The following is a 23,629-nucleotide window of genomic DNA, read 5'->3' as shown; positions in this document are numbered from 1 at the left end:
CTTAATCGGGTCATTGAGCAAGCAACTCGATGACCACTTAATACTGATATAACTGCTCGGCACTTACCCCTAGGTACAAGGGGCTCAATTACTGAATTAAAATGCGCGACGCTCTACATTCAATCGGCCCGCTTCTTTCTGATCTATTTGCTCAATCCGCACTGCGCATTGCTTAAACGCTGGCTGTCGTGAGTAGGGGTCGAGCAAACCCAAAGAAAGGCGGTTTACGCAATCGTGGTAATGCATAGGGATGAAGACCATATTGTGAGGCACACGCTGGGTTAGCTGCACCATCACGACGGCGTCACCACGCTTAGACACAAGGCGTACATAGCTTTGGTGTTTAACACCCTGCTCGCGCGCTGAATCTGGGTTCATTTCCATATAGGGAGTCGGGCTAAACTTATTGAGATTACCGATTTTCCCGGTCTTAGTACGGGTATGAAAATGCTCAACGACACGACCACTGTTTAACCAAAATGGGTAGCTCTCATTCGGTACTTCGTTGTCTTCGATATAGTCCATCGCCAACAAATTGGCTTTGCCGTTAGGAGTTGGAAAAATACCATCGCTATACAGACGAGGGTTTCCCGTCGCCTCGCCTTCTCGCATCGGCCACTGAATACCGCGCTGGGCTTCGATCAGATCATGACTCATCCCAGAGATATCCAAATTCCGCTTAGCCCCTTTAGACAGCATTTTCATCTCATCAAAGATTTCAGATGTCGTCTCAGGGAAAGTCATCGCCTGACCGCGCTCAAAGCGTTTAGCCAACTCACTAAAGACCCAGTGATCCGGTTTAGCTTGACCTGGTGGCTCAACAAATTTACGAACTAAATTCACTCGACGCTCAGTGTTTGTCTGAACCCCTTCTTTCTCACCCCACAATGCACCGGGTAAGTAAACATGGGCAAAATTCACCGTTTCGCAGTCTTTGTAGCCGTCCTGCACCACCATGAATTCAAGCTTTTCCAAGGCCTTTTTAATGCGAGGTTGATTCGGCATGGAGGTTAACGGATTGGTAGCAACAATCCACAGGGCTTTAATTTCACCCGATTCAATAGCCGGAAAAATATCAGTCTGCTGCAAGCCGCGTTTTGCCGGGAAGAAGTCTGCATCGACACCCCAAAACTTAGCCACCTCGTCCCGATGCTCTTGTTTTTCTAACATACGGTAGCCCGGCAATCCGGAGCAAGACGACCACTCGCGAGTCCCCATGGCATTACATTGGCCGGTAATCGACAAACTGGTACCGCCTGGAATTCCAATATTTCCGGTAATGAGATTTAAGTTATTGATACCGCAAACCCCATCGGTGCCGTGGGTACTTTGATTAATGCCCATGGTCCAAATACTCATTGCGGACGGCGCTTTAGCGTAGATTCGCGCGACGTTTTTGATCATGTCCGCGTCGATACCGCAGATTCGCGATGCAGTAACCGGATCATATTTAGCGACGGTGGCTTTCAGTTCCTCAAAACCATTGCAGTGCGCCTCAATATAAGACTCATCTTGCAGGCCTTCCGCCAAAATCACGTGGGCAAGTGCGTTCAGCAAAACCAGATCGGTTCCAGGGGTGATAGGCAAATGAATATCTGCAAACTGGGCAAACATCGTTACCCTAGGATCAACCACAATCAGCGGAAACTTGCGCTTTTCGAGGGCCTCCTTCAGACGCCAATAAATAATAGGATGCTGCTCAGGTAGATTAGAGCCAAAGGCCATCAGGCAATGCGTACTTTCGAAATCATCGTAGCAGCCTGGCGGGCCGTCTGCGCCAAAGGAGCGCTTATAACCAGATACGGCAGACGCCATACATAAAGTCGTGTTGCCATCATAATTATTGGTGCCAATAACACCCCGCACCAACTTGCCTAAGGTATAAAACTCTTCGGTCAACAACTGGCCTGTAGATACGACCGCAATGCTATCTCGGCCATATTTTTCTTGAATGCGTTTAAACTCCGCGGCAGTTCTGTCCAGCGCCTGATCCCAGCTAGCTGGCTGAAAGCTATCGTAAATTTTGTTGCGCATTAAAGGCTCAACGCCACGACCGGCGGTGCCACTTAACTCATGCTCAAAAATACCTTTAATACATAATTTACCCTGATTAACAGGGGCGTTTCCCTTACCTCTACTTGCCACTGGCTTACCGTCGGCATTTAAACCAACCTCGATAGAGCAGCCAGTAGAACAATAACCGCAGACAGCATATTTCCAGTCCACGACCTTTTTATCTGTAATTGTAATTGGCTTACGATTTTTCCGGCCAAATATCATTCATTTCTCCTTCGCGCCCTAACGCACCAAATTAAGGCATTCACCCTATGGCGAGCCATCAACAAGCGCACCATAATGGTGAAGACAAGCTGATTTATGGCTTCTATCTCCATAGGTCTTCAAGATCCATGCCACTTCATAGAATCCGTGATTAAAGCTAAAAATATGCGAAATAAGCACAGCGCCAACTGAAAATGTCAGCGAAAAAACGGGGAGGAAACGAACGGGAAGGAACGAAAAAGGGGCCCGAAGGCCCCTTTCAATGACTCACACTGTGAATCAAATTTTACTCAACAACTTCTGCCTGCATTACAGCAATAACACGACGGTTAGCACTGCGGCCAGCTGCTGTTCTGTTATCAGCAATCGGACGCTCTTCACCGTAACCTACTGCGCTCAAACGATTCGCAGCAATACCGTAGTCACGGATCAGTGCGTTGCGAACAGCATCAGCACGGCGCTGAGAAAGCTGCTTGTTATAAGCCGCTTCACCGTTGCTGTCAGCATGACCTTCAACAACTGTGCTCACGCCACCAAACTTCTTCATAAACTCAGCTACTTTCTGCAACTCAGCAGCATAAGCAACTGGGATAGCATCTGAATCGTTAGCAAAGTTAATTTCTAACTTAATGCTTTCTGAGTGCTTAAGTATAAATTTGCAGCCAAACTTGTCGACTTGACGACCTGCAGGTGTATTTGGGCACTTGTCGCGGTAGTTAGGCACACCGTCACCATCTCTATCTAGCGCACAACCCTTGGCATCTACAGCCACACCAGCTGGTGTACCTGGACACTGATCTACACCGTCTTCAACACCGTCACCATCTGAGTCACCAGCGACGGGGGCAGGTGCTGGCATTGGAGCCGATGTTTCGCCGAAGGCATAGCTCAAACCGACAGATAGAACGCCGTCACCAGTTTCATGATCGGTACCATACACATAGCGGGCATCCGTACGAATCGATAAAGCTTCGCTTATAATGTACCTGAAACCAGCACCAGCATTTAGCTGAGTCTGAGTTTGATAAGCACCATTGTCAAAATCTGAATCAATTACACCGATACCGCCAGCGAGATAAGGCACAACACTTTGACTACCGCTAAAATAACGGAGAACATCCAAGCTAGTTCCCATCACCTTCTGATCAAGTGATGTATTTCCCTGCTCATCATCCGCCTCGCTATATAAGCCGCGAACTTCCATACCCCAACTGCTGTTGAATCTGCGCTCCACACCGAAAAGCGCGACCGCTGCATCATCCAAATTACGATCTTTATCATATGACATGTAACCAATTGCCGGATTCAAGTACCACTTACCCTCATCAGCGGCTGACGCAAATGTAGGACAAATCGCTGCAGCAATTGCAGCACCTAATAGGACTTTACGCATAACACTCCCCCTAATTTTTTTAACTTCCTCTACCATGTCGTGAAAACACGTCATGACATCAGAATAACACGAGCGACACGGCTTGCACGCCTGATTTTGTGTAGTTTTACCAAGCCAATCCGTAATTTTACTGAACTAGCAGCAAAAACCTTTTAGCAATGATATCAAACGCTAAGAGAGTATAAGTTCAACCAAGTTCCCTCTCACTGCCTAAAAGTAGCCGCATTTACACTTATTAACAATATTATTAAGCAAATTCACCACGCCATTGCCTGCTTTACAAATGGAATCGTTAGCTTGCGCTGCTCAACCAAACTCAAGCGATCCAACACATTCAGCAGGTCAAACAAACTTTTTGCGTCTCGCTGACAGCGAGTATAAATGTATTCCGCAACCGCATCGGACACGAGTATGCCGCGAATATTAGCTTTAAACTTTAGCGCAGCCATACGCTCGGACTCATTCAAATCAGACAGTCGATAGCTGCTTAAGCTCTGCAACCGAGATTGTAAATCGGGCAACCCTAGGGTCAATTGCGAGTGCGCAAGCGACGAAGACACAAGCATACAGGCACTGGTGGCAAGCATTCGGTTATAGCAATTAAACACTGCCCGCTCCCACTCATCATGACCAGCAATAAGCTGTAGATCATCGAAGCACAATAAATCTAAGTACTCAGCCCCCTCTAGCAAAGACTCGGGATCAAAATCAATCAACTCTCCAAGTGGGATATAGCGCGCGTAGCGCCCCTCAGATTCCGCAAGGTGGCAACAGGCCTGCAATAAATGGCTTTTACCGCCTGCACCGTAAAGATACACCCACTTTTCTCCCGTACCAGCCGCTTGCTGTTGCAACTGATTTACCAGAAGACGATGCCCCTCAGGGGTATAAAAATTATCGAAGGTGGCCTCAGTGTCTAACTTCAAGGCCAAAGGTAATTGCGGGCTTGGCATTATTCTGCGACGTCCTGCTCTATCGCGTCGGCATTACTCTGATAGAGCTCGCTGTCTTTGTAGTAGTCATGCACATGATTAATCATGACCTTAATCACCGCCGCCACCGGCAACGCCAGCAAAATACCTACAAATCCAAATAATTGACCGCCCGCCAAAATAGCAAAGATCACCACCACTGGATGCAGGCCAATCTTTTCACCCACCAACATTGGCGTCAGCACCGTCGACTCCAGCACCTGACCCACACCAAATACCGCCGCCACCCCAAGCAGCGGCAACAATCCATCAAATTGGAAAAAAGCCGCCAAACCCGCCGCCGAAATCCCAATAATGACACCTAGGTAAGGCACGATACTCGCCAGTCCAGCAAGCAAACCAAGCACCAGCGCAAGCTCCAATCCCACTATCCAAAGCCCAACGGTATAAATCACCGCCAAGGCCAACATAACGAGCAGCTGCCCGCGCGCGAAGGCGCCTAAAATTTCATCACACTGCTGGGCTATAGTGACGGTACGAACTTCAATTGAGCGCGGCAGTAAATTGCGAATAGCCGCCATCAGCACATCCCAATCCCGCAATAAATAAAATGTTACCACTGGCACCAAGGTCACATTCGCAACCCAGGTTAGCAGAGCCATACTGGAGCCACTCACCTTGCCCCATAAATAAAAAAGAACTCCACCAGCACTTTCCCAATGCTCACTCAACGCATCCCGCGCCGCTTCCATCGGCTTTTTCTGCTCAGGTAAATCAAGATATTGACGCAACGCAGGCAAACCCGTTTGCTGTACCCACTCCAAACCGTCGTATATGCGTTCAATAAGTAACTGAACCTGCTCTATTAGTAGCGGCACAGTAACCAATACCAATAGCGTCGCGAAAAGACTGAGCACGACAAATACTGTCACCACCGCCATTGTTCGCGCCATACCCCGCGCCTCAAGGCGGTCAGCCAAGGGGTCGCCCATATACGCCAATACCGCCGCCAGTAAAAACGGCATTAAAATTGGCGCCAAAAGATGCACTACTGCTACGAATGTAATAAGCGCAAGCAGGCCCCATACTGGCTTCGAGATTGTAATCACAGGCGATTACCCGCCCACTGATAATAACCTCGCACCGGTCTTGGCAACGGCGTATTAGCGTCTGCTGCACTTTCAAGGAGGCGACCATCAAGACTTAAAAAACGCTTCACTTTTTCCATATCGTCTTTTAGCACCAATTCTATTATCAACTGATCCTTATCGAGCCAGACTGTGTTCGCATGTTGAACCACCGCCAAACCCTCAAGATAAGTAATCAAGCTCGCGTAGCCGGAAAAGTCGCTGATGCCCGCCACGTGAATCATGGTATTTGCGCTATTTCCCACACCAGCAGAAACCGAATATGTAGCCGCCTGCATATCAGCCAGATAATCAATAGGCGCAGATAAGACCGCCACCTCGTCCAAGCCATCGCTCTCCAAACGGCTTGACTCATCACCTTGCAATATCGCCCAACTGCCAACCCACTGACCACTGGAAAACTGCGAAAGCCTACCCATTAAAACAAAGGGCGTAGAATAGCGGGCAGACGCTTCACGCACGTCATTCACCGACATTTGCCACAATTGATCAGCACTTAAATTGGTAGAATCCGCAAGATCAAACAAGGGCATTTGAATAAACACACCGCGCCGCTGAGCCTCAGCCTCTAGCGCCGACAACACGGCCGGTGGTGCATCCGCACCCACAAACTGACGGCCTTCGGTGGTATCCGCAATCAACCACACCAATACTGCAGGACGATTAGCGGACCAAATAGGCAAGCCTGCGGACTGCAAGCTTGAATTCACCTGACGGGGAGAAAAACTGAGCTTCAACACCAGCTCATCAAGACCATCAATATTTTTACTCCGCTGATAGCGGAACTGCGTCATATAGGGTTCTGGCTCGGCAAGCGCAGCGGCCACAACGGGATTATCGCGAACTTGACGCCGCCCCGACACGCGCACAAACACCCGCTCCAAGGCCTTTGCCGCACCCTGCTTTAAAGCATCCCGAGACTGCGACTCAACAATAAGCTGCTCGTCGTATAAATTGCCAACAACCGCCGCTTGACCAGGCAAAGCCATTAAAATAGCGAAGACCGGCACCAGCACCCGAATAAATTGCATCACTTTATATACGTCCTTTTCCCTGCTGCGATTGGCTATTGTAGCAAGCCACTAGCTGATCGTGGTGTCTAGTGGCAAAAAGTCACCTATTTGCTACTGAATTAAACTCCCAATCAAGCTAGAATAGCGCCCTCTTAGAGGACAGCCAAACGATTATGACTGACACCAGTAAGCCAAGCTTAAGTTACAAAGACGCCGGCGTAGACATCGATGCCGGTGACGCCTTAGTAGAACGCATTAAAGATGTGGCCAAACGCACCCGCCGCCCAGAAGTAATGAGCGGCCTCGGAGGCTTTGGCGCATTGTGCCAAATACCCACAGGGTATAAAGAACCCGTATTGGTTTCGGGCACAGACGGTGTTGGTACTAAACTCAAACTCGCCATGGAAGTTGGCATTCACGACACCATCGGTATCGATCTTGTCGCTATGTGCGTCAACGATCTACTTGTGACTGGCGCAGAGCCATTATTCTTTCTCGACTACTACGCCACCGGCGCCCTAAATGTCGACATCGCTGCCAGCGTTGTTACCGGCATTGGCAACGGTTGCGAACAAGCGGGTTGCTCTTTAGTCGGCGGCGAAACCGCTGAAATGCCGGGCATGTACGAAGGCGACGACTATGACCTCGCAGGTTTCTGCGTGGGCGTCGTAGAAAAAGCCAACATCATTGATGGCAGCTCAGTGCGCATCGGCGACCAGTTAATTGGTGTCACCTCTTCTGGCCCGCACTCCAACGGCTACTCACTGGTTCGTAAAATTATTGAGCACAGCGGCGCCAAGCTCGACCAAGCCTTTGGTGACAGCACGCTGGGTGAAACCCTGTTAGCGCCAACTAAAATTTACATCAAACCAATTCTCCGCGTTATTAAGCAGTATCGCGTTAACGCCCTCGCGCACATCACCGGCGGCGGATTGCTAGAAAATATCCCCCGCGTACTACCGCGTAACACCAAGGCCGTGATTGACGCAAAAAGCTGGGAACGCCCCGCTATTTTCAATTGGCTACAAGAACAAGGTAACGTTGAAGCGCGGGAAATGTATCGCACATTTAACTGCGGTATCGGCATGGTGCTCGCGGTTGCCGCAGACGATGCTGAAGGCGTTATTGATATGCTAAACCAGCAGGGCGAAACCGCTATGCTGATTGGTAGTATTGAAGCCGCAGGGGAAGACGAGCCCAAAGTCATTATCGAAGGCCAGTAGTCTCATGCCTTGCAAGCTAGTAGTTCTACTATCTGGCAGCGGCTCCAATTTGCAGGCGTTTATCGACGCCTGCAAAAACAAGCAACTGCCCAACACAGAAATATGCGCTGTTATAAGTAACAAGGCCGACGCTTTCGGTCTTGTTCGCGCCCAACAGGCTGGTATAACCACAGCCTGTATCGATCACAAGCAGTTCGGTAGTCGCGAAGATTTCGACGCTGCACTACAAGCTAAAATTGACGAGTTTGACGCCGACCTTGTGGTTCTTGCGGGCTTTATGCGCATTCTCACCCCAGGCTTTGTTCGCCATTATTTAGGGCGACTCATTAATATCCACCCCTCACTGCTCCCCAAATATCCCGGCCTGCACACCCATCAACGCGCCATAGATGCCGGAGACAAAGAAGCGGGAGCAACAGTGCACTTTGTCACCGAAGAACTAGATGGCGGCCCTCCGATAATTCAGGCAAAAATACCTATATTTGATGGCGATGACGCTGCAACACTAGCCGATCGTGTATTGTCCAAAGAACACACAATCTACCCTTTAGCGGCACAGTGGTTTGCTGAAGGACGTTTGAGTTTGCGAAATTCAAAGGCGGTACTCGATGACAAAAACCTACCCGAAAACGGCGTGCTTTTTCAGCCGGATTAGCCTACTCGCACTTTTCCTTTGCGCCCTGCAAAACACGGCCTTAGCCAGCGGTGGCGGCATCAGTGCCAGCCCAAATGGCGGCCCCCAAAAGTTGATTGAGGTCGAAGCACTAGAACCTAAATCTGTACAAACACCAACAACAAGTGCCGAGCCAACTAACACCTCAAATACCCCAGCGGAATCGAACAAGCTGCAGACACCTAAAAAAAATGACATCCTGCCCTATCAAGCAGAATACAAAATCAGCAGTAATAGCCTAAGCACCAATGCCACCCGCACGTTGAGTAAAAAGGGCGGTAACTGGCTACTGTCGCAACAAGCCAAGCTAATGTTTATGAAGGTAAGCGAAGAAAGCGTAATTGAAGACGGCGCTGACGGTCTGCGCCCGCTGCATTACGAATACGAAAACAATATGAGCAGCAAGCAAGATCAGAGTATTAAATTTGACTGGGCAAGCCGCTCTGCTAGCGACAAAAAATACCGCAAGCCTTGGTCCTCAGACGTTAGCGACGACACCTTTGACCAACTCAGCGCGCAATTAAAAATGCGAGAGATGATGATCAACAACCGTTTAAAAGACGAAATAAGTCTCTCGGTCGTGAACCGCGGCAAACACAAAACCTACACCGTAAAGCAATTAAATGAAGAAACCATCGACAGCGCCGTCGGCAAATTACGCACAGTTAAATTACTGCGCTCGCGCCCAGGTAGCAGTAGCGAAACCACAATCTGGCTGGCAAAAGACTGGAATTATTTAATTGTGAAACTCGAGCAGCGGGAAGATGACGAGGTTTACTCGCTAGAATTACTCAAAGCCAGCCTCGACGGCAAAGCCGTCGAGGGGCTGCGCTAAGATCAGGTCTTAGGAAGGGTCACACCGGTTTGGCCCTGATACTTGCCTCCGCGATCTTTATAACTCACGTCACAAATTTCATCAGACTCAAAAAACAGCATCTGTGCCACGCCTTCGTTAGCGTATATTTTCGCCGGCAAGGTTGTGGTGTTTGAAAACTCCAAGGTCACATGACCTTCCCACTCTGGCTCCAGCGGAGTGACGTTTACAATAATCCCGCAGCGCGCGTAAGTAGACTTACCCAAACACATCGTCAACACGCTGCGCGGAATACGGAAGTATTCAACAGTGCGCGCCAAGGCAAATGAATTTGGCGGAATAATGCAGTAGTCAGCGGTGATATCGACAAAGCTTTTTTCATCAAAGGCCTTGGGGTCCACCGTTGCCGAATAAGTATTCGTAAACACCTTAAATTCATTTGAACAGCGAACATCGTAACCGTAACTAGACGTACCATAAGAAATAATTTTTGCATCATCCCGCGTGCGTATCTGACCCGGCTCAAAAGGCTCAATCATGCCCTCGTTCTCAGCCATGCGGCGAATCCACTTATCAGCCTTAATACTCATTCCAATCCCTCTAGCTGTCTATTCATACAATCTGTATCAAGATCTGCGACTTAATCGTCGCTAATCGAAATATTCGGAAATGCATTGCTTTGCACCCGCTGGCGCTTGGCCAACTCGGCGGTCATGCTAATCGCAACTTGGCGATACAACATAGCCGCATCGCTCTCTGGATGCGCCGCCAACACCGGCTTGCCACAGTCGGCCTGTTCGCGAATTTGCATCGACAGAGGCAGCGCCCCCAGCATTGGCACATTATAAGATTGCGCCATGCGCTCGCCGCCGCCCTGACCAAATACATGCTCTTGGTGGCCGCACTCGCTGCAAATATGCACCGCCATATTCTCAACAATGCCCAATACCGGCACCGACACCTTGCGGAACATTTCAATGCCTTTCTTGGCATCTAACAAGGCAATATCCTGCGGCGTAGTTACCACAACCGCACCCGACACCGGCACTTTTTGCGACAGTGTCAGCTGAATATCACCGGTGCCCGGCGGCATATCGATAATTAAATAATCCAGATCCTGCCAATATGTCTGGTTTAACAACTGCTGCAAGGCGCCCGTTGCCATCGGCCCACGCCACACCATCGGCGTATCAGCAGTCACCAAATACCCCATCGACATAGACTGCACGCCGTGGGCCTCTATCGGTAATAAATAGTGGGTGCCATATTGTTTTGGCCGCTGCCCCTCGGGAACACCCAGCATCATTTGCACACTGGGGCCGTAAATATCAGCATCCAATAAACCGACTCGCGCGCCTTCAGCGGCAAGTGCCAAAGCGAGATTCACCGACGTTGTAGACTTACCCACACCGCCCTTGCCGGATGCAACCGCAATAATATTGCGAACATTTTCCATGCTCTGAATATTCTGCGCTGCGGCGTAGGCCGCAATTTTCCAGCCCACTTGAACACTGGCGCTGGCAACACCAGCTACCTGCCGAACCTGCTCACAAAGCAATGTCTCATATTGTTGCTGTGCGCTTTTTGCAGGAAAACCAAGCTCAACAACAACATCAACACGATCGCCACTCACCAGCAAAGACACAATATCAGCAAGCTCCGCCAGCGGCGAAGACAAACCGGGCAGCACCACTGCCATCAGCTGTTCGCGTACTCTGGATTCCAGCGCTGCCGTCATGTCTTTCCCCTCGCGTTTAATAAATATTGAATCAGCCGGCGAGTATACGCCCCGCACCCACATCGAACAACGCCGCAGCAGATGCGCCAAGCAGTCAAAAAAGCTATAATCTCGCGCCTTTGAGTCCATCCGAGCCGCCGGCCACATGCCGTCACGGCGAGCACCACTAAACAAGGAAACCCATGTCGCGCAAGATTCTGGTCACCAGTGCCCTGCCCTACGCCAACGGCCCACTTCATCTTGGTCATTTACTGGAATCTATCCAGACTGACATTTGGGTGCGTTTCCAGAAATTACGCGGCAATGACTGCATCTATTTATGCGCCGACGACGCCCACGGCACCGCCATCATGCTAACGGCAGAGAAACTCGGCATCACCCCAGAAGAGCAAATTGCGCGGGTTAAAGCCGAGCACGAGCGTGATTTAGCAGGTTTTCATATTCGTTTCGATAATTACCACTCCACCCACTCCCCTGAGTGCAAACACTACTCAGAGGAAATTTACCGTCGTCTTGATGCCAATGGCCATATCGAACGTCGCGACGTAACCCAGCTATTCGACCCTGAGAAAAATTTATTTTTGGCAGATCGCTACATCAAAGGCAGCTGCCCAAAATGCAAAACTGACGACCAGTATGGCGACAACTGCGAAGCCTGCGGCGCAACCTACACGCCAGCAGAACTTATCAATCCACGCTCGGCAATCTCTGGCGCCACCCCAATAGAAAAAAGCTCCACGCATTTTTTCTTTAAACTAGGCGACTTTGAAAACCTGCTGCGCAAGTGGACTGACAGCGACGCCCTGCAGCCCCAAATTGCCAACAAACTGCGCGAGTGGTTGGATGCTGGCCTGCAAAGCTGGGATATCTCGCGGGACGCTCCCTATTTTGGTTTTGAAATCCCCGGCGCGCCCGGCAAATTTTTCTATGTATGGTTAGATGCCCCCATCGGCTATATGGCCAGCTGCGCCAACTGGTGCGAAAAAAACGGCCGCGACTTTAACGAATACTGGGGCCTAGACTCTACCGCAGAGCTTTACCACTTTATTGGTAAAGACATTATTAATTTCCATGGCCTATTCTGGCCCGCCATGCTCGACTCCGCCGGTTTCCGCCAGCCCACAGCGATCTATGCCCACGGCTTTTTAACCGTAAACGGCAAAAAAATGTCCAAGTCGCGGGGCACTTTCATAAAAGCAGAGACCTACCTAAAGCACTTGCCTGCTGAATTTTTGCGCTACTACTTTGCCGCTAAGTTGTCCGGCGCAGTAGACGATATCGACCTCAACCTTGAGGACTTTATTAACCGCGTCAATTCCGATCTGGTCGGCAAGCTGGTCAACATCGCCAGCCGCAGCGCCAAGTTTGTACAAAAAGGCAATGACGGAAAACTCAGCGCCAATCAGCACAACGCCGAGCTGTGGAAGCAAGTCACCGGCGCAAGCGACAGCATCGCCCAGCTTTACGAGCAAAGAGAATACAGCAAAGCCGTGCGCGAAATTATGGCGCTGGCAGATGCCACCAATGAATACTTTGACTCCTGCGAGCCTTGGAAGCTGGCAAAATCGGAAGACACCATTAGCCAAGCCGCCGATGTTGCCTCCCAGTGCATCGATCTTTTCAGAGTATTAAGCACATACCTGTCTCCGGTATTACCGGAGCTCGCCAAACAAGCAGAACAATTTTTAAATTGCTCACTCAGATGGCAGGGCGAGTTTACGCCGCTGCTCAACCACCCCATTGAGCCATTCAAAGCGATGATGAGCCGGGTAGACGCCGACAAAGTTGCCGCTATGGTAAACGAGAGCAGCGACAACACGGCGCCCGCAGAACCCGCTGCCACAGCGAAAAAAGACACCAAAGCCAAAGACAAGAAGGCGGACACAGGCATAGCAGACACCATCGCCTTTCCAGACTTCGCTAAAATCGATCTGCGCGTGGCAGAAATTGTCGCCGCCGAAGCGGTCGAAGGCGCAGATAAATTACTGAAGCTCACCCTCAGCCTTGGCGAGTTAGGCACGCGCCAAGTCTTTGCCGGTATTAAAAGCGCCTATACTGCAGAACAATTGGTAGGCAAACTTACGGTAATGGTCGCCAATCTAGAAGCGCGCAAAATGCGCTTTGGCATGTCAGAGGGCATGGTGCTCGCGGCCGGCCCCGGCGACCAAGAGATATGGTTACTCAGCCCCGACAGCGGCGCCAAAGCGGGCATGAAAATCCAGTAAACATCGTGGGCTGTCAGCACAAGACAGCCCCATAGCATTACCGCTTTTTAAATTGAACGCTTGATCGAAATAAACTAAGATCGCCCGATAATGACGACCTGGCCCGCAATACCCCGTATTGCCCAGCCAGAATAGACGTCGCATAAGCGATGCAAAGGTGAGGCTAAAAATTGTGTTAGCAGACTATTCACTATTGTTAATCAGCGCCATTCTGGTTAACAACTTCGTACTGGTGCAGTTTCTAGGCCTGTGCCCCTTCATGGGTGTGTCCAATAAACTCGAAACCGCCATCGGCATGTCTAGCGCCACCACCTTTGTACTGACCCTCGCCTCTATTTGCAGCTGGCTCACCTACGAATGGTTACTCATTCCGCTGGGCTTAGAATATCTGCGCACCATCACCTTTATTTTGGTGATCGCAGTAGTGGTGCAATTCACCGAAATGGTCGTGCGCAAAACCAGCCCTATGCTCTACAAAGTGTTGGGGGTATTTTTGCCACTCATCACCACCAACTGCGCGGTACTAGGGGTCGCCCTGCTCAACATCAACAAAGACCACAGCTTTGTAGAATCTACCCTGTACGGCTTTGGCGCCGCTGCGGGCTTTTCGATGGTATTGGTGTTATTTGCCGCCATGCGCGAACGCATCGCCGCCGCCGATGTACCCGACCCATTTAAAGGCCCCGCCGTAGGCATGATCACCGCCGGCCTAATGTCACTCGCCTTTATGGGCTTTGCGGGATTGGTATAGGCTGCACACATGATTGAACTAATTGCCCAAAACCCGTTTTTAGCCTCGCTATTGGCCCTAGTCGGCCTCGGCTTGGTATTCGGTGCACTACTTGGCTTCGCTGCGGTAAAATTTAAAACCGAAGGCGACCCCATCGCCGATCAAATCGAATCGCTACTGCCACAAACCCAGTGCGGCCAATGCGGTTATCCCGGCTGCCGCCCCTATGCCCAGGCCATTGCCGACGGCGACGACATCAACAAATGTCCTCCAGGCGGTGAAGCCACCATTGCGGCACTCGCAGATTTACTCGGCGTTGAAGCCAAACCACTAGACGCCGCAGAAGAAGCCGTACCTTCGGTTGCATTCATTCGTGAAGCGGAATGCATTGGCTGCACAAAATGCATTCAGGCCTGTCCCGTAGACGCCATTCTCGGCTCCGCCAAGCACATGCACACCGTCATCGCCAGTGAATGCACCGGCTGCGACCTCTGCGTAGAACCTTGCCCAGTAGACTGTATTGAAATGCGCCCAATAGAAACCAGCCTGCAAACCTGGCATTGGGAAAAGCCCAAGCCCGTAGAAGATCTAATCGCCTCGGATCGCTCTGGAGCGACCGCATGAGAAAAATATGGGATATTCACGGCGGCATTCACCCCGCTGAAAACAAACATCAGTCCTTACTCAAACCCATAGAAAACGCGGGCATTCCAGCACAGCTTATTCTGCCTTTGGCGCAACATATTGGCGCGCCGGCCAGCCCCATCGTCAATGTCGGCGAGCGCGTGTTAAAAGGCCAGATGATTGCCGAGGCCAAGGGCTTTGTCAGCGCACCGGTTCACGCGCCCACCTCTGGCACCATCGCCGCCATAGAATCTCGGGTGATTCCGCACCCGTCGGGTATGAGTGCAAACTGCATCGTTATCGACACCGACGGCAAAGATGAATGGATTGATCATCACGGCGTCGAAGACTACAGCGCATTAAGCAAGCTCGACTTAGTCGATCGCATTCGCCAAGCGGGTATCGCCGGCATGGGCGGCGCGGGATTCCCCGCCGCAGTTAAACTCAGCACCCGCGACGACAAGCCAATAGAAACACTGATTCTAAATGGCACCGAGTGCGAACCCTACATCACCGCCGACGACATTCTCATGCGCGAACGCGCCGCCGAAATCATCGCCGGCGCAGAAATACTTCGCCACATAATTAAGCCCAACAAAGAAACCCTAATAGGCGTAGAAGACAATAAGCCCGAAGGCATAGCTGCACTTAAAAAAGCGGCAGAGGGCACGGGCATTGAGATTGTGGTATTCCCGACCAAATACCCATCCGGCGGCGAAAAACAGCTCATTCAAATTTTGACCGGCAAAGAAGTACCGTCAGGCGGCTTACCGTCAGACGTTGGCATTGTCTGCCAAAACATCGGCACCGCCACTGCCATTTACCGTGCCATCCAATTTGGCGAGCCACTTATTTCACGCATCACTACCGTCACCGGCGAAGCCTGCGGCCAAGCCCAAAATTACGAGGTATTACTCGGCACCCCTGTTCAATATTTGCTGGATAAAAGCGGCTTCGACAAAGAAAACTGCATTCGCTTAATCATGGGCGGCCCCATGATGGGCTATACCCTGCAAGACACCGCCGTGCCCGTGGTAAAAACCAGCAACTGCATCTTGGCGCCAACAGTGGCCGAGCTGCCACCGCCGCCACCGGCCCAAGCCTGTATTCGCTGCGGCATGTGTGCCGAAGCCTGCCCCGTGTCTTTGCTCCCCCAGCAAATGTATTGGTTCTCCCGCGCGCAGGAACATGAAAAATTAGAAAACCATCAACTTTTCGACTGCATCGAATGCGGTGCTTGCTCCTATGTCTGCCCGAGTAATATTACTCTGGTGCAGTATTACCGCGCCTCAAAAGCAGAGATTCGCCAAGCTCAGCAAGACAAGATCAAAGCCGAACGCTCCAAAGAACGCTTTGAAGCGCGCACCGCCAGACTAGAACAGGAAGAAGCTGAGAAAGAAGCCAAACGCGCAGCGCGAATGGCAGCAGCGAAGGCCAAAGCAGCGGCCGCTGCAAACGCACCCGAGGCCAGCAAAGCCGATATCATTCAAGCTGCACTCGAACGCAGCAAAGCCAAAAAAGCGGAACCGGCTGACCCCGCCCAAGCGGCGATCGCCCGCGCGCAGGCTAAGCGTGATGGCGGCGCAGAAGAAGAAAGCCCGCAGGAAAAAACCGAGCGCCTGCAAAAATTATTAGCCAGTGCAGAAAAACGTCTAGTCGCCGCAAAAGAAAAACTCGCACTGGCGCAAGAACAACAAAGCGACAATGCCGACGCCTTTGCGACCGCCGTAAGTAAAACCGAAGAAAAACTGTCAGCCATTCAAAAAGAACTGAGCGAGCACCAAGCCAGCCAAGCTCCGGCTAAGACCGAACCCGCAGGCGAGAGCACCGATCCAGCCCAAGCCGCCATTGCCCGCGCACTAGCCAAACGCGCAGGCGCTGGGGCCGATGAAAGCGCAGAAGACAAAACCACACGCCTGCAAAACGTCGTTGCGACAACAGAAAAACGACTCGCAGCCGCCCAGCAAAAATTAGCTTTGGCGCAGGAACAAAACGATGCCAATGTTGGCGCCTTTGCGACAGGTGTTGAGAAAACACAAGCGAAGTTAGACGCAGTCAAAAAAGAGCTTGCCGATCACCAGGCCACCCTTGGCGAAAATGCCGCCGCCGAGCAAGCTACCAGTGACGACCCCGTTCAAGCAGCTATAGAGCGCGCCAAAGCCGCCCGTGAAGCGCAGGCAAATATGAGCGAAGCCGACAAGATTAAGCAAACCCTCGAGTCGCTAGAAAACCGCATCGCTAAAAGCAAAGAGAAACTCGAGGCCGCCCGCGCAGCAGGCGATGACAAGGCCGAGATATTGGCCGACTCACTCGCAAAACTAGAAGATAAACTGGCCACCGCTCAGCAACAGCTGAGTCAAACCTAGATTACGAGCACGAATGAGACTATGGGATTTTTAAAAGTCAGTTCACCACACGCCCACGGGCCAATGAGCACCGCGCGAGTTATGCGCTTGGTGCTGCTGGCAACCATTCCCGGCTTATTCTCACTCACGTGGTTTTTCGGTTTTGGCACCCTCGTCAATGTACTTTGGGCCAGCATTACCGCGCTAGCATTCGAAGCCCTAGCCTTAAAACTGCGCAAGCGGCCCATCGCGTTTTATCTCAATGACTACAGCGCCCTAGTCACCGCATTTTTATTAGGTATCGCGCTACCGCCGGGTTCACCCTTCTGGCTGATTATGATCGGCACCGGCTTCGCCATTCTTATATGCAAGCAACTCTATGGCGGCATGGGCTACAACCCCTTCAACCCCGCTATGGCAGCTTACGTCATGCTGCTCATTTCCTTCCCCGTGCAAATGACCACATGGCTGGCACCGCAGGGCAGCTTTGCCGGTGACTTACTCGGGCCTATAGACGCCCTGCGCTATTGCTTTGGGTTCGGCCGCGAATCGATCGACGCCATAACAATGGCAACGCCGCTAGACGTGCTCAAACAAAACAACTCCCTACTCATCGAAGACCTCTGGCAGGAATCTGCCCAGCTCGGACACTTTGCCGGCATAGGCTGGGAATGGGCCAATATCGGATTTTTACTAGGTGGCCTTTACCTTTTATATAGACGCGTATTCACTTGGCATGCCCCTATTAGCATGCTGGCATCATTAACGCTGCTATCAGTTCTGTTTTACGATGGCGGCAGCTCGGCATCCGGCGGCTCACCACTGTTTCATTTACTCAGCGGCGGCACCATGCTGGGCGCATTTTTTATCGTCACCGACCCTGTGACCTCCGCCGTATCAAATCGCGGCCGCCTCATTTACGGCGCCCTCATCGGCATATTGGTTTACATTATTCGGGTGTGGGGCAACTACCCCGACGCGGTAGCCTTCTCGGTATTGCTAATGAATTTTGCCGCGCCATTTATCGACCACTACACCCAGCCGAGAACCTACGGCCATAAACTGAAGGATCAGCAGGGAGGAAAATCATGAATATCCTCGGCAAATCCATCACTAAAAATGGCGCGCTACTTGGCCTCTTCGCCATCGTCACCACCGGCGTTATTGCGGGCACCTACCTGTCTACCCGCGGCTTAATCCAAGACAATATCCGCCACGCGGAAGAAAGTGCCCTGCTCGAACTTTTTCCAAAATCTAGCCACGACAACTCCATGCTAGATGACGCCATCAACGCTAGCGACAGCGAATTATTAGGCCTGCGCGAAACCAAGAAGCTCTACCGTGCCACCATGAACGGCGAATTCGTCGGCGCAATTTTGCCCGCTACCGCCCGAGATGGTTACACTGGCGATATCGATATGATTGTCGGCATTAGAGAAGACGGCACCATCTCTGGCGTACGCGTGCTATCCCATCGCGAAACACCGGGCCTAGGTGACCAAGTCGACTACAAAAAGAGCCACTGGGTAGACGGCTTTTTAGATAAAAGCCTAAGTAATCCAGAAGAAGCAAAGTGGGCGGTGAAGAAAGACAAGGGCGTCTTCGACCAATTCACCGGCGCGACCATCACCCCCCGCGCTGTTACCAAGGCCGTGCATAAAGCCTTACAGTACTACGCTGCGAACAAAGCAGAAATTATCGGCAGCGCTACAAAAAATATCAGCGAGCAGCAAACAAGCACCGACCTAGGAACGCAACGATGAGTGATATCAGCTACCGCGAAATCTCCCTAAACGGCCTGTGGAAAAACAACCCCGCCATCGTCCAGCTACTTGGCCTCTGCCCCCTGCTCGCCGTTACCGGCTCGGTCATCAACGCCCTCGGCATGGGCATAGCCACCATGTTAGTACTCACCGTATCTAACACCGCCGTTTCAATGATTCGCAGCTTCGCCTCAGATGCGATTCGCCTGCCAGCCTTCGTCATGATCATCGCCGCAGCGGTAACCTGCATAGAACTACTCATGCAGGCCTTCGCCTACGAGCTATTCCAAATACTCGGCATCTTCCTACCGCTCATCACCACCAACTGCGTCATCCTCGGGCGCGCCGACGCCTTTGCCTGCAAAAACAAAGTCCTACCCGCCATGTACGACGGCTTTATTATGGGTGTCGGCTTCGCCGTCATCCTAATGTTGTTGGGCGCAGTAAGAGAAATTATCGGCACCGGCGCCATCTTTGCGAACATGGATTTGCTATTCGGCGAAGCCGCAAAAAGCTGGAAAATTGTTTTAGTAGACGACTACACCGCCGTACTAGTCGCCATACTCCCACCCGGCGCCTTCATCTTTACCGGCATGATCATCGCCCTTAAAAACATCATCGACACCGGCATTAAAAATCGCGAAGCGGCGAAGACTGAAAAAGTCGCACCGACTAGCAGGCGGGTTCGGGTGACGGGGAATATTAGCTAAAGCTTGAAACAGAAAAATTATAATTCTGCCCAGCTCAATTCATAAACACTTTTTTATTGTGATAACGGATAAGGCCAAAGGCCTTATCCATCAACTCCGGATCAGCCGATAGCTCAGTAATAACCGCATCATCTAGTAGCAAGTCGCCGTCAATTCTTTGGCAACGCTGTAATTTATTAATATCAGGCAATAGTTCGCCGTAGTTGATTGCCACACAATCCTGCTGAATACCTGAACAAGCGGCACCCTCGATGTAGCAAATAACATCGTTTTTCCTTACGACAACATCACCCTGTTTCATCATGATAGCCCACGGGGTTTGCACTTTTTCAAACAGATTTTTTCCAACAAAAAAGTCGTCGTAATCTTGTATCCCCAACATATTCAACACAGTTTCAGGAAGATCTATTTGACTAGCAGTATCGGTTAACTCTATCGGCCCTCGAATATCGGGATGATAAATTAACAAAGGAATACGAAAAAACTCCTCATTTTTCTGCAATAAAGACTTCTTCTCTTCATCATCAAATACCCACACCCCATGATCAGCTGTAATCACGACGATAGTGTTATCGTAAAGCGTAGATTTTTTAAATGCCTCCCAAAACTTACCGAGCGCATAGTCTTCATAGAACACCGCATTTCGATAATTGTCATACAATTCAGACGCCTTTTTGGGATTAGGGTGCTCCTCTAACGGCACACTTACTCCCCAGTCCCAGCCATAAGGGTAATGACTACTTACCGTCATAAAATGTGCAAAAAATGGCTTTTCATTATTAGATATCAAGGTATCGAGCATAAACTGATACATATATTCGTCAGACACACCCCAACCAATTTGTGGCAACTTCTCAGAGTATTCATCATCTTCAGGAAAATATAATTCTTCGAAGCCCACTATCGGCAAGAACTCTTTGCGACTATTAAAAGACGAGGTATTGCCATGAAAGTAGGAGGTTTCGTACCCCCTCTCAGCTAGAATTTTTGGTAAACATCGCAAATTCTTTATCGCGCCCACTGACTTAGATATTGGTGGTTTAGCGTTGTTATCAAAAATCCCGCACCAACTGGCAAGCTCGCCTTTAATCGTATAATTACTGTTTGCGTAAAATTCTCTCGATACAATTAAAGTCTTCGATAGGGCATCGATATTTGGCGTCAAATTATCGCCATTTCCATAAGCACCCACTAAAGAAGCTCTTGTTGACTCAAGCATAATATAAATAACATTATAAGATTGCTTAAACGACAACGAACTACTATTTTCGATTGATGTATTTAGACTACTAAAAACCCCTAATGCGGACACTTCATCCACCGTAACAACTGCATTTACTTTATCCGTAACAAAGAAAGCATGCAGAGGATGAATATACGAAGGCTGCAATATCGATACATTCAACTTTATATACTGAGAAAAAGAAGTATGGGCCACAAACCCAAACACCATAGAAGCCAAAAACAAAACCAATCCCGTCCCCAGCTCCTTACTAGGCACTTCGGATTTACGATAAAAAACTATCGAAAGAGCCGCAGAAAAGCAAGCCAAAAACACAAAGCAAACACTCTCAACTTTATAACCAAAACTGCTTAAAGTCTTTAATGCTCCAAATATATCCCCACCGAGTCCAATTAACTCATAATTATAAAATGCTTGGAAATACTCGAAATACCACCAATTACTAATACAGATTAAGCATGAAAAAACCACATAGATGATTAAATATAATGTAAAAACTGTGCGCCCCAATAAAATCATAATACATGTTATAGAAAGGCTGAGCGTAAAAACTACACCAGCACTAAGCAGCCCAAGCGGGTGAGGGTTAAGAAAGCCAAAGTAGGAAAAAAATGAAGTAATACCTAGTACTGATAATAACGCTATTCGAAATATCAAGCCGACATTTAACCTAAAAAAATAAAAAAGGGAGCCAAAGCCCCCTTTAAAAAAATAACAACCACGTGATTACTGATCAGCCCAAAGACTTAACCACGACACGAACCTGGCAAATATTGCTTAGGAATAGTTGTACCTTTTGAATCGTCACCACACGTCCACTGAAATACAGCCTTACCTTTATCCGCAGCCCAAGTCATTGAAGTGCCATCACTTAATTCAGGTACCAGTGTTAATACATCTGCTGAACCAGCCGTTAATTCACTAATACCTTGTGCAGTAACAACAATTGCACCATCCGCAGTAGTCGCAACACTCTTAACATACTTGGATGAGCCACCAGCACCACTTGACTCACAGCCCCAACCATTAGCTGCCGGAGTTGCGTCACCCGACTGATAGTACTCGGTTATAGCAGTTCGACATGTAGACGCAGCCAATACAATTTCTGATGCCTTTGCACGCACGGTGTAATCCTGATAAGCAGGTAACGCTACCGCGGCCAAAATACCGATAATCGCGATTACGATCATCAATTCGATCAATGTAAAACCTTGTTGTACTTTTTTCATTGTATTCTCCAAAAGGACAAAAATTTCGTTCGTTCAACGATTGTATGAGCCAACAATCTAAGCAATTGAAAGCATGTCTTGTGCCAAGTAGAAAAGCCTCTTAAATACTTATACTTCTCCATTAACCGACAAGTATGGGCAACACGAGCATACAAGCGCGGTCACTAACTGACATTTTCCGTCACCCCAACTTCATTAATTTGTGTTCTCGCGCCCATCCAGATCGCCATACACAGGGCAAGATAGAAACTTGCCTTGCCATGATAAAACGTACCGTCAGTAAGGCCATGAATACTAAGTGCCGCAACAACCACAGCAGCGCATAGAACTTCTACTCCCTTATATGCAGCAGCTCTAAGCTTAACAATACCTCGATAAAGGGCATATAAATACGCAGCAGAAAATAAACTCGCTCCTACCACGCCCCACTCTATCAAAAACTGAACTATCACATTATGCGGCATCGCAGTGCTTCGCCATTTACCCGGTATAAACAAGTAAGCTTGTGGACCCAAGCCGAATAAATAGTCGTCTTTCAACGCTTCTATCGAATATTTCCAAATAGCCAAACGCCCAGAGGAAAGCCGATTCACCGATTCAGCAGCAACCGAACGTTCAATAGAGTTAGATATACCGTTCCATGAAAACTGCGCCAAATAATGTGCAATAAGAGCCGCGACAAATATAAGCAATAAAATGCAGCTACATTTTACCAGCCCCGCCACCTTTAGCTCAGGTCTAGCGAATACCAACAATCCAAAAGCTAGCAAGGTCGAGATCATGGACCCTCGACCGCCTAACCAAAACAAGCAAGCGGTGACCAATAATAGCCCTATCGCATAAGGTACATTCTCACGAGCACGCCTGCTTCCCAGCAATAAAAACACGCCCGAAATCACAGCTACCAACATGTTGTACCCAGCATGACGAGCGTGGCCAACAAATGGAAAACGGCTAAACCATGCTGAAGAGGTATGGATAGTTGGATCTGGGCTAAAATGCCAAACTAACATCGCCTGCATAACAACAAAGGCATTACTAAATAGAATAACTGCGAATACAAGGCGCAGTGGTGGTGAATACAGCCTCAAAAATGAAAGTAGTAGCACAAAAAAAACAATGTGGGATATCGTCTCGTAGTATCGTGCCCGGCCGATGGACAAATACGCCAGATTATAGGGGGAACTTATCAACGAATAACTTATGCTTATAACCCAAAGCACGAGAACGCCAACGATCAGACGATTCTCTCTCAGTAAATCAAGTAAACCTCGCCCCCACAGTAAACACACCGCACAAAGGGAAAAAAAGATTTCGTGATACATCACAATACGGGAATTCCCTAAATCCCAAGTTCCCGTAGTTACAGCAACACTTAGCAAGGTAGCTAGCAACAACAAATACAATACAGATTCAGGCTTGCAAATATCTAAGCCAAAGACTCTTGTTCCCGACACTTCCAGCATTTCACATTCTCAATTTTTTTATAGATAGCCACAAAGGAGCTAACTCGAAGCAAAAATAGCACCAGAATAGCCTAAGACTT

Annotated in this window: 20 protein-coding genes; 10 read left to right on the top strand and 10 right to left on the bottom strand. The window is 49.6% G+C overall.

Annotated features, from left to right (window positions below; translation table 11 throughout):
* Nucleotides 1-96 precede the first annotated feature (96 nt).
* The 5 genes from C0068_RS06405 to C0068_RS06385 all read right to left on the bottom strand — a co-directional run bounded on the left by C0068_RS06405 (nt 97) and on the right by C0068_RS06385 (nt 6,784).
* On the bottom strand, nt 97-2,280 hold the full coding sequence (locus tag C0068_RS06405; RefSeq protein ID WP_103683656.1) for a molybdopterin oxidoreductase family protein: 2,184 nt from the start codon (nt 2,278-2,280) through the stop codon (nt 97-99).
* A gap of 286 nt (nt 2,281-2,566) precedes the next feature.
* Nucleotides 2,567-3,673, bottom strand: a complete 1,107-nt coding sequence (locus tag C0068_RS06400) for an OmpA family protein (protein WP_158249928.1) — start codon at nt 3,671-3,673, stop codon at nt 2,567-2,569.
* A gap of 257 nt (nt 3,674-3,930) precedes the next feature.
* A complete protein-coding gene (gene hda / locus C0068_RS06395) occupies nt 3,931-4,626 on the bottom strand; it encodes a DnaA regulatory inactivator Hda (RefSeq protein ID WP_103683654.1) in 696 nt (231 codons plus the stop codon).
* Complete coding sequence (locus C0068_RS06390) at nt 4,626-5,714, bottom strand: AI-2E family transporter (protein ID WP_233208758.1); 1,089 nt, start codon at nt 5,712-5,714, stop codon at nt 4,626-4,628. Before C0068_RS06390 ends, hda begins: the two co-directional genes overlap by 1 nt.
* Complete coding sequence (locus C0068_RS06385; protein ID WP_103683653.1) at nt 5,711-6,784, bottom strand: DUF2066 domain-containing protein; 1,074 nt, start codon at nt 6,782-6,784, stop codon at nt 5,711-5,713. The genes C0068_RS06390 and C0068_RS06385 overlap by 4 nt, the downstream gene beginning before the upstream one ends.
* Before the next feature lie 155 nt (nt 6,785-6,939).
* Between C0068_RS06385 and purM the strand changes: the two genes are divergently transcribed.
* Genes purM through C0068_RS06370 form a run of 3 tightly spaced genes read left to right on the top strand, consistent with a single transcriptional unit; the run spans nt 6,940 to nt 9,497 of the window.
* On the top strand, nt 6,940-7,989 hold the full coding sequence (gene purM / locus C0068_RS06380) for a phosphoribosylformylglycinamidine cyclo-ligase (RefSeq protein WP_103683652.1): 1,050 nt from the start codon (nt 6,940-6,942) through the stop codon (nt 7,987-7,989).
* Nucleotides 7,990-7,993: 4 nt separating this feature from the next.
* Complete coding sequence (gene purN, locus C0068_RS06375) at nt 7,994-8,644, top strand: phosphoribosylglycinamide formyltransferase (RefSeq protein ID WP_103683651.1); 651 nt, start codon at nt 7,994-7,996, stop codon at nt 8,642-8,644.
* The gene (locus C0068_RS06370) at nt 8,598-9,497 is read left to right on the top strand and encodes a DUF3108 domain-containing protein (protein WP_103683650.1); all 900 of its coding nucleotides are present in this window, start codon (nt 8,598-8,600) and stop codon (nt 9,495-9,497) included. Before purN ends, C0068_RS06370 begins: the two co-directional genes overlap by 47 nt.
* Nucleotides 9,498-9,499: 2 nt before the next feature.
* Here the strand turns inward: C0068_RS06370 and dcd are convergent, their stop codons facing one another.
* Both dcd and apbC read right to left on the bottom strand, forming a co-directional pair.
* Nucleotides 9,500-10,066, bottom strand: a complete 567-nt coding sequence (gene dcd / locus C0068_RS06365; RefSeq protein WP_103683649.1) for a dCTP deaminase — start codon at nt 10,064-10,066, stop codon at nt 9,500-9,502.
* 50 nt (nt 10,067-10,116) lie between these two features.
* Nucleotides 10,117-11,214, bottom strand: a complete 1,098-nt coding sequence (gene apbC, locus C0068_RS06360) for an iron-sulfur cluster carrier protein ApbC (RefSeq protein ID WP_103683697.1) — start codon at nt 11,212-11,214, stop codon at nt 10,117-10,119.
* Between the two features lie 182 nt (nt 11,215-11,396).
* On the opposite strand from apbC, the gene metG reads away from it, so the two are divergent.
* The 7 genes from metG (at nt 11,397) to C0068_RS06325 (ending at nt 19,611) form a co-directional block, all read left to right on the top strand.
* The gene (gene metG, locus C0068_RS06355; RefSeq protein ID WP_103683648.1) at nt 11,397-13,439 is read left to right on the top strand and encodes a methionine--tRNA ligase; all 2,043 of its coding nucleotides are present in this window, start codon (nt 11,397-11,399) and stop codon (nt 13,437-13,439) included.
* 172 nt (nt 13,440-13,611) lie between these two features.
* On the top strand, nt 13,612-14,190 hold the full coding sequence (gene rsxA / locus C0068_RS06350; protein ID WP_103683647.1) for an electron transport complex subunit RsxA: 579 nt from the start codon (nt 13,612-13,614) through the stop codon (nt 14,188-14,190).
* A 9-nt stretch (nt 14,191-14,199) separates the two neighbouring features.
* Complete coding sequence (gene rsxB / locus C0068_RS06345; protein ID WP_103683646.1) at nt 14,200-14,793, top strand: electron transport complex subunit RsxB; 594 nt, start codon at nt 14,200-14,202, stop codon at nt 14,791-14,793.
* On the top strand, nt 14,790-17,159 hold the full coding sequence (rsxC, locus tag C0068_RS06340; protein WP_103683645.1) for an electron transport complex subunit RsxC: 2,370 nt from the start codon (nt 14,790-14,792) through the stop codon (nt 17,157-17,159). The genes rsxB and rsxC overlap by 4 nt, the downstream gene beginning before the upstream one ends.
* Nucleotides 17,160-17,180: 21 nt before the next feature.
* Nucleotides 17,181-18,230 (top strand): electron transport complex subunit RsxD, encoded by a 1,050-nt coding sequence (gene rsxD, locus C0068_RS06335; protein WP_103683644.1) that lies wholly within the window; start codon nt 17,181-17,183, stop codon nt 18,228-18,230.
* Complete coding sequence (rsxG, locus tag C0068_RS06330) at nt 18,227-18,901, top strand: electron transport complex subunit RsxG (RefSeq protein ID WP_103683643.1); 675 nt, start codon at nt 18,227-18,229, stop codon at nt 18,899-18,901. The genes rsxD and rsxG overlap by 4 nt, the downstream gene beginning before the upstream one ends.
* A complete protein-coding gene (locus C0068_RS06325; protein ID WP_103683642.1) occupies nt 18,898-19,611 on the top strand; it encodes an electron transport complex subunit E in 714 nt (237 codons plus the stop codon). The genes rsxG and C0068_RS06325 overlap by 4 nt, the downstream gene beginning before the upstream one ends.
* A gap of 34 nt (nt 19,612-19,645) precedes the next feature.
* Here C0068_RS06325 and C0068_RS06320 read toward each other — a convergent pair whose 3' ends face one another.
* The 3 genes from C0068_RS06320 to C0068_RS06310 all read right to left on the bottom strand — a co-directional run bounded on the left by C0068_RS06320 (nt 19,646) and on the right by C0068_RS06310 (nt 23,549).
* Nucleotides 19,646-21,511 (bottom strand): LTA synthase family protein, encoded by a 1,866-nt coding sequence (locus C0068_RS06320; RefSeq protein ID WP_146047845.1) that lies wholly within the window; start codon nt 21,509-21,511, stop codon nt 19,646-19,648.
* Between the two features lie 89 nt (nt 21,512-21,600).
* Nucleotides 21,601-22,083, bottom strand: coding sequence for a pilin (locus tag C0068_RS06315; RefSeq protein ID WP_103683640.1), 483 nt, complete (start codon nt 22,081-22,083; stop codon nt 21,601-21,603).
* Between the two features lie 164 nt (nt 22,084-22,247).
* Nucleotides 22,248-23,549, bottom strand: coding sequence for an O-antigen ligase family protein (locus C0068_RS06310; protein ID WP_103683639.1), 1,302 nt, complete (start codon nt 23,547-23,549; stop codon nt 22,248-22,250).
* Nucleotides 23,550-23,629: the final 80 nt, after the last annotated feature.

The sequence above is a fragment of the Zhongshania marina genome (genome assembly GCF_002915595.1).
Classification (GTDB): domain Bacteria; phylum Pseudomonadota; class Gammaproteobacteria; order Pseudomonadales; family Spongiibacteraceae; genus Spongiibacter; species Spongiibacter marinus_B.
Note: the sequence above shows the minus strand (reverse complement) of the source record. Positions and strands in the feature narration are given on the sequence as shown.

What these genes read in the sequence shown, in the direction of transcription:
- C0068_RS06370 (WP_103683650.1), top strand. Translation starts at nt 8,598, where the DNA reads ATGACAAAAACCTACCCGAAAACGGCGTGCTTTTTCAGCCGGATTAGC.
- C0068_RS06315 (WP_103683640.1), bottom strand. Translation starts at nt 22,083, where the DNA reads ATGAAAAAAGTACAACAAGGTTTTACATTGATCGAATTGATGATCGTA.
- hda (WP_103683654.1), bottom strand. Translation starts at nt 4,626, where the DNA reads ATGCCAAGCCCGCAATTACCTTTGGCCTTGAAGTTAGACACTGAGGCC.
- C0068_RS06325 (WP_103683642.1), top strand. Translation starts at nt 18,898, where the DNA reads ATGAGTGATATCAGCTACCGCGAAATCTCCCTAAACGGCCTGTGGAAA.
- purM (WP_103683652.1), top strand. Translation starts at nt 6,940, where the DNA reads ATGACTGACACCAGTAAGCCAAGCTTAAGTTACAAAGACGCCGGCGTA.
- apbC (WP_103683697.1), bottom strand. Translation starts at nt 11,214, where the DNA reads ATGACGGCAGCGCTGGAATCCAGAGTACGCGAACAGCTGATGGCAGTG.
- rsxG (WP_103683643.1), top strand. Translation starts at nt 18,227, where the DNA reads ATGAATATCCTCGGCAAATCCATCACTAAAAATGGCGCGCTACTTGGC.
- C0068_RS06400 (WP_158249928.1), bottom strand. Translation starts at nt 3,673, where the DNA reads ATGCGTAAAGTCCTATTAGGTGCTGCAATTGCTGCAGCGATTTGTCCT.
- C0068_RS06310 (WP_103683639.1), bottom strand. Translation starts at nt 23,549, where the DNA reads ATGCTGGAAGTGTCGGGAACAAGAGTCTTTGGCTTAGATATTTGCAAG.
- C0068_RS06385 (WP_103683653.1), bottom strand. Translation starts at nt 6,784, where the DNA reads ATGCAATTTATTCGGGTGCTGGTGCCGGTCTTCGCTATTTTAATGGCT.
- rsxD (WP_103683644.1), top strand. Translation starts at nt 17,181, where the DNA reads ATGGGATTTTTAAAAGTCAGTTCACCACACGCCCACGGGCCAATGAGC.
- C0068_RS06405 (WP_103683656.1), bottom strand. Translation starts at nt 2,280, where the DNA reads ATGATATTTGGCCGGAAAAATCGTAAGCCAATTACAATTACAGATAAA.
- purN (WP_103683651.1), top strand. Translation starts at nt 7,994, where the DNA reads ATGCCTTGCAAGCTAGTAGTTCTACTATCTGGCAGCGGCTCCAATTTG.
- dcd (WP_103683649.1), bottom strand. Translation starts at nt 10,066, where the DNA reads ATGAGTATTAAGGCTGATAAGTGGATTCGCCGCATGGCTGAGAACGAG.
- rsxB (WP_103683646.1), top strand. Translation starts at nt 14,200, where the DNA reads ATGATTGAACTAATTGCCCAAAACCCGTTTTTAGCCTCGCTATTGGCC.
- metG (WP_103683648.1), top strand. Translation starts at nt 11,397, where the DNA reads ATGTCGCGCAAGATTCTGGTCACCAGTGCCCTGCCCTACGCCAACGGC.
- rsxC (WP_103683645.1), top strand. Translation starts at nt 14,790, where the DNA reads ATGAGAAAAATATGGGATATTCACGGCGGCATTCACCCCGCTGAAAAC.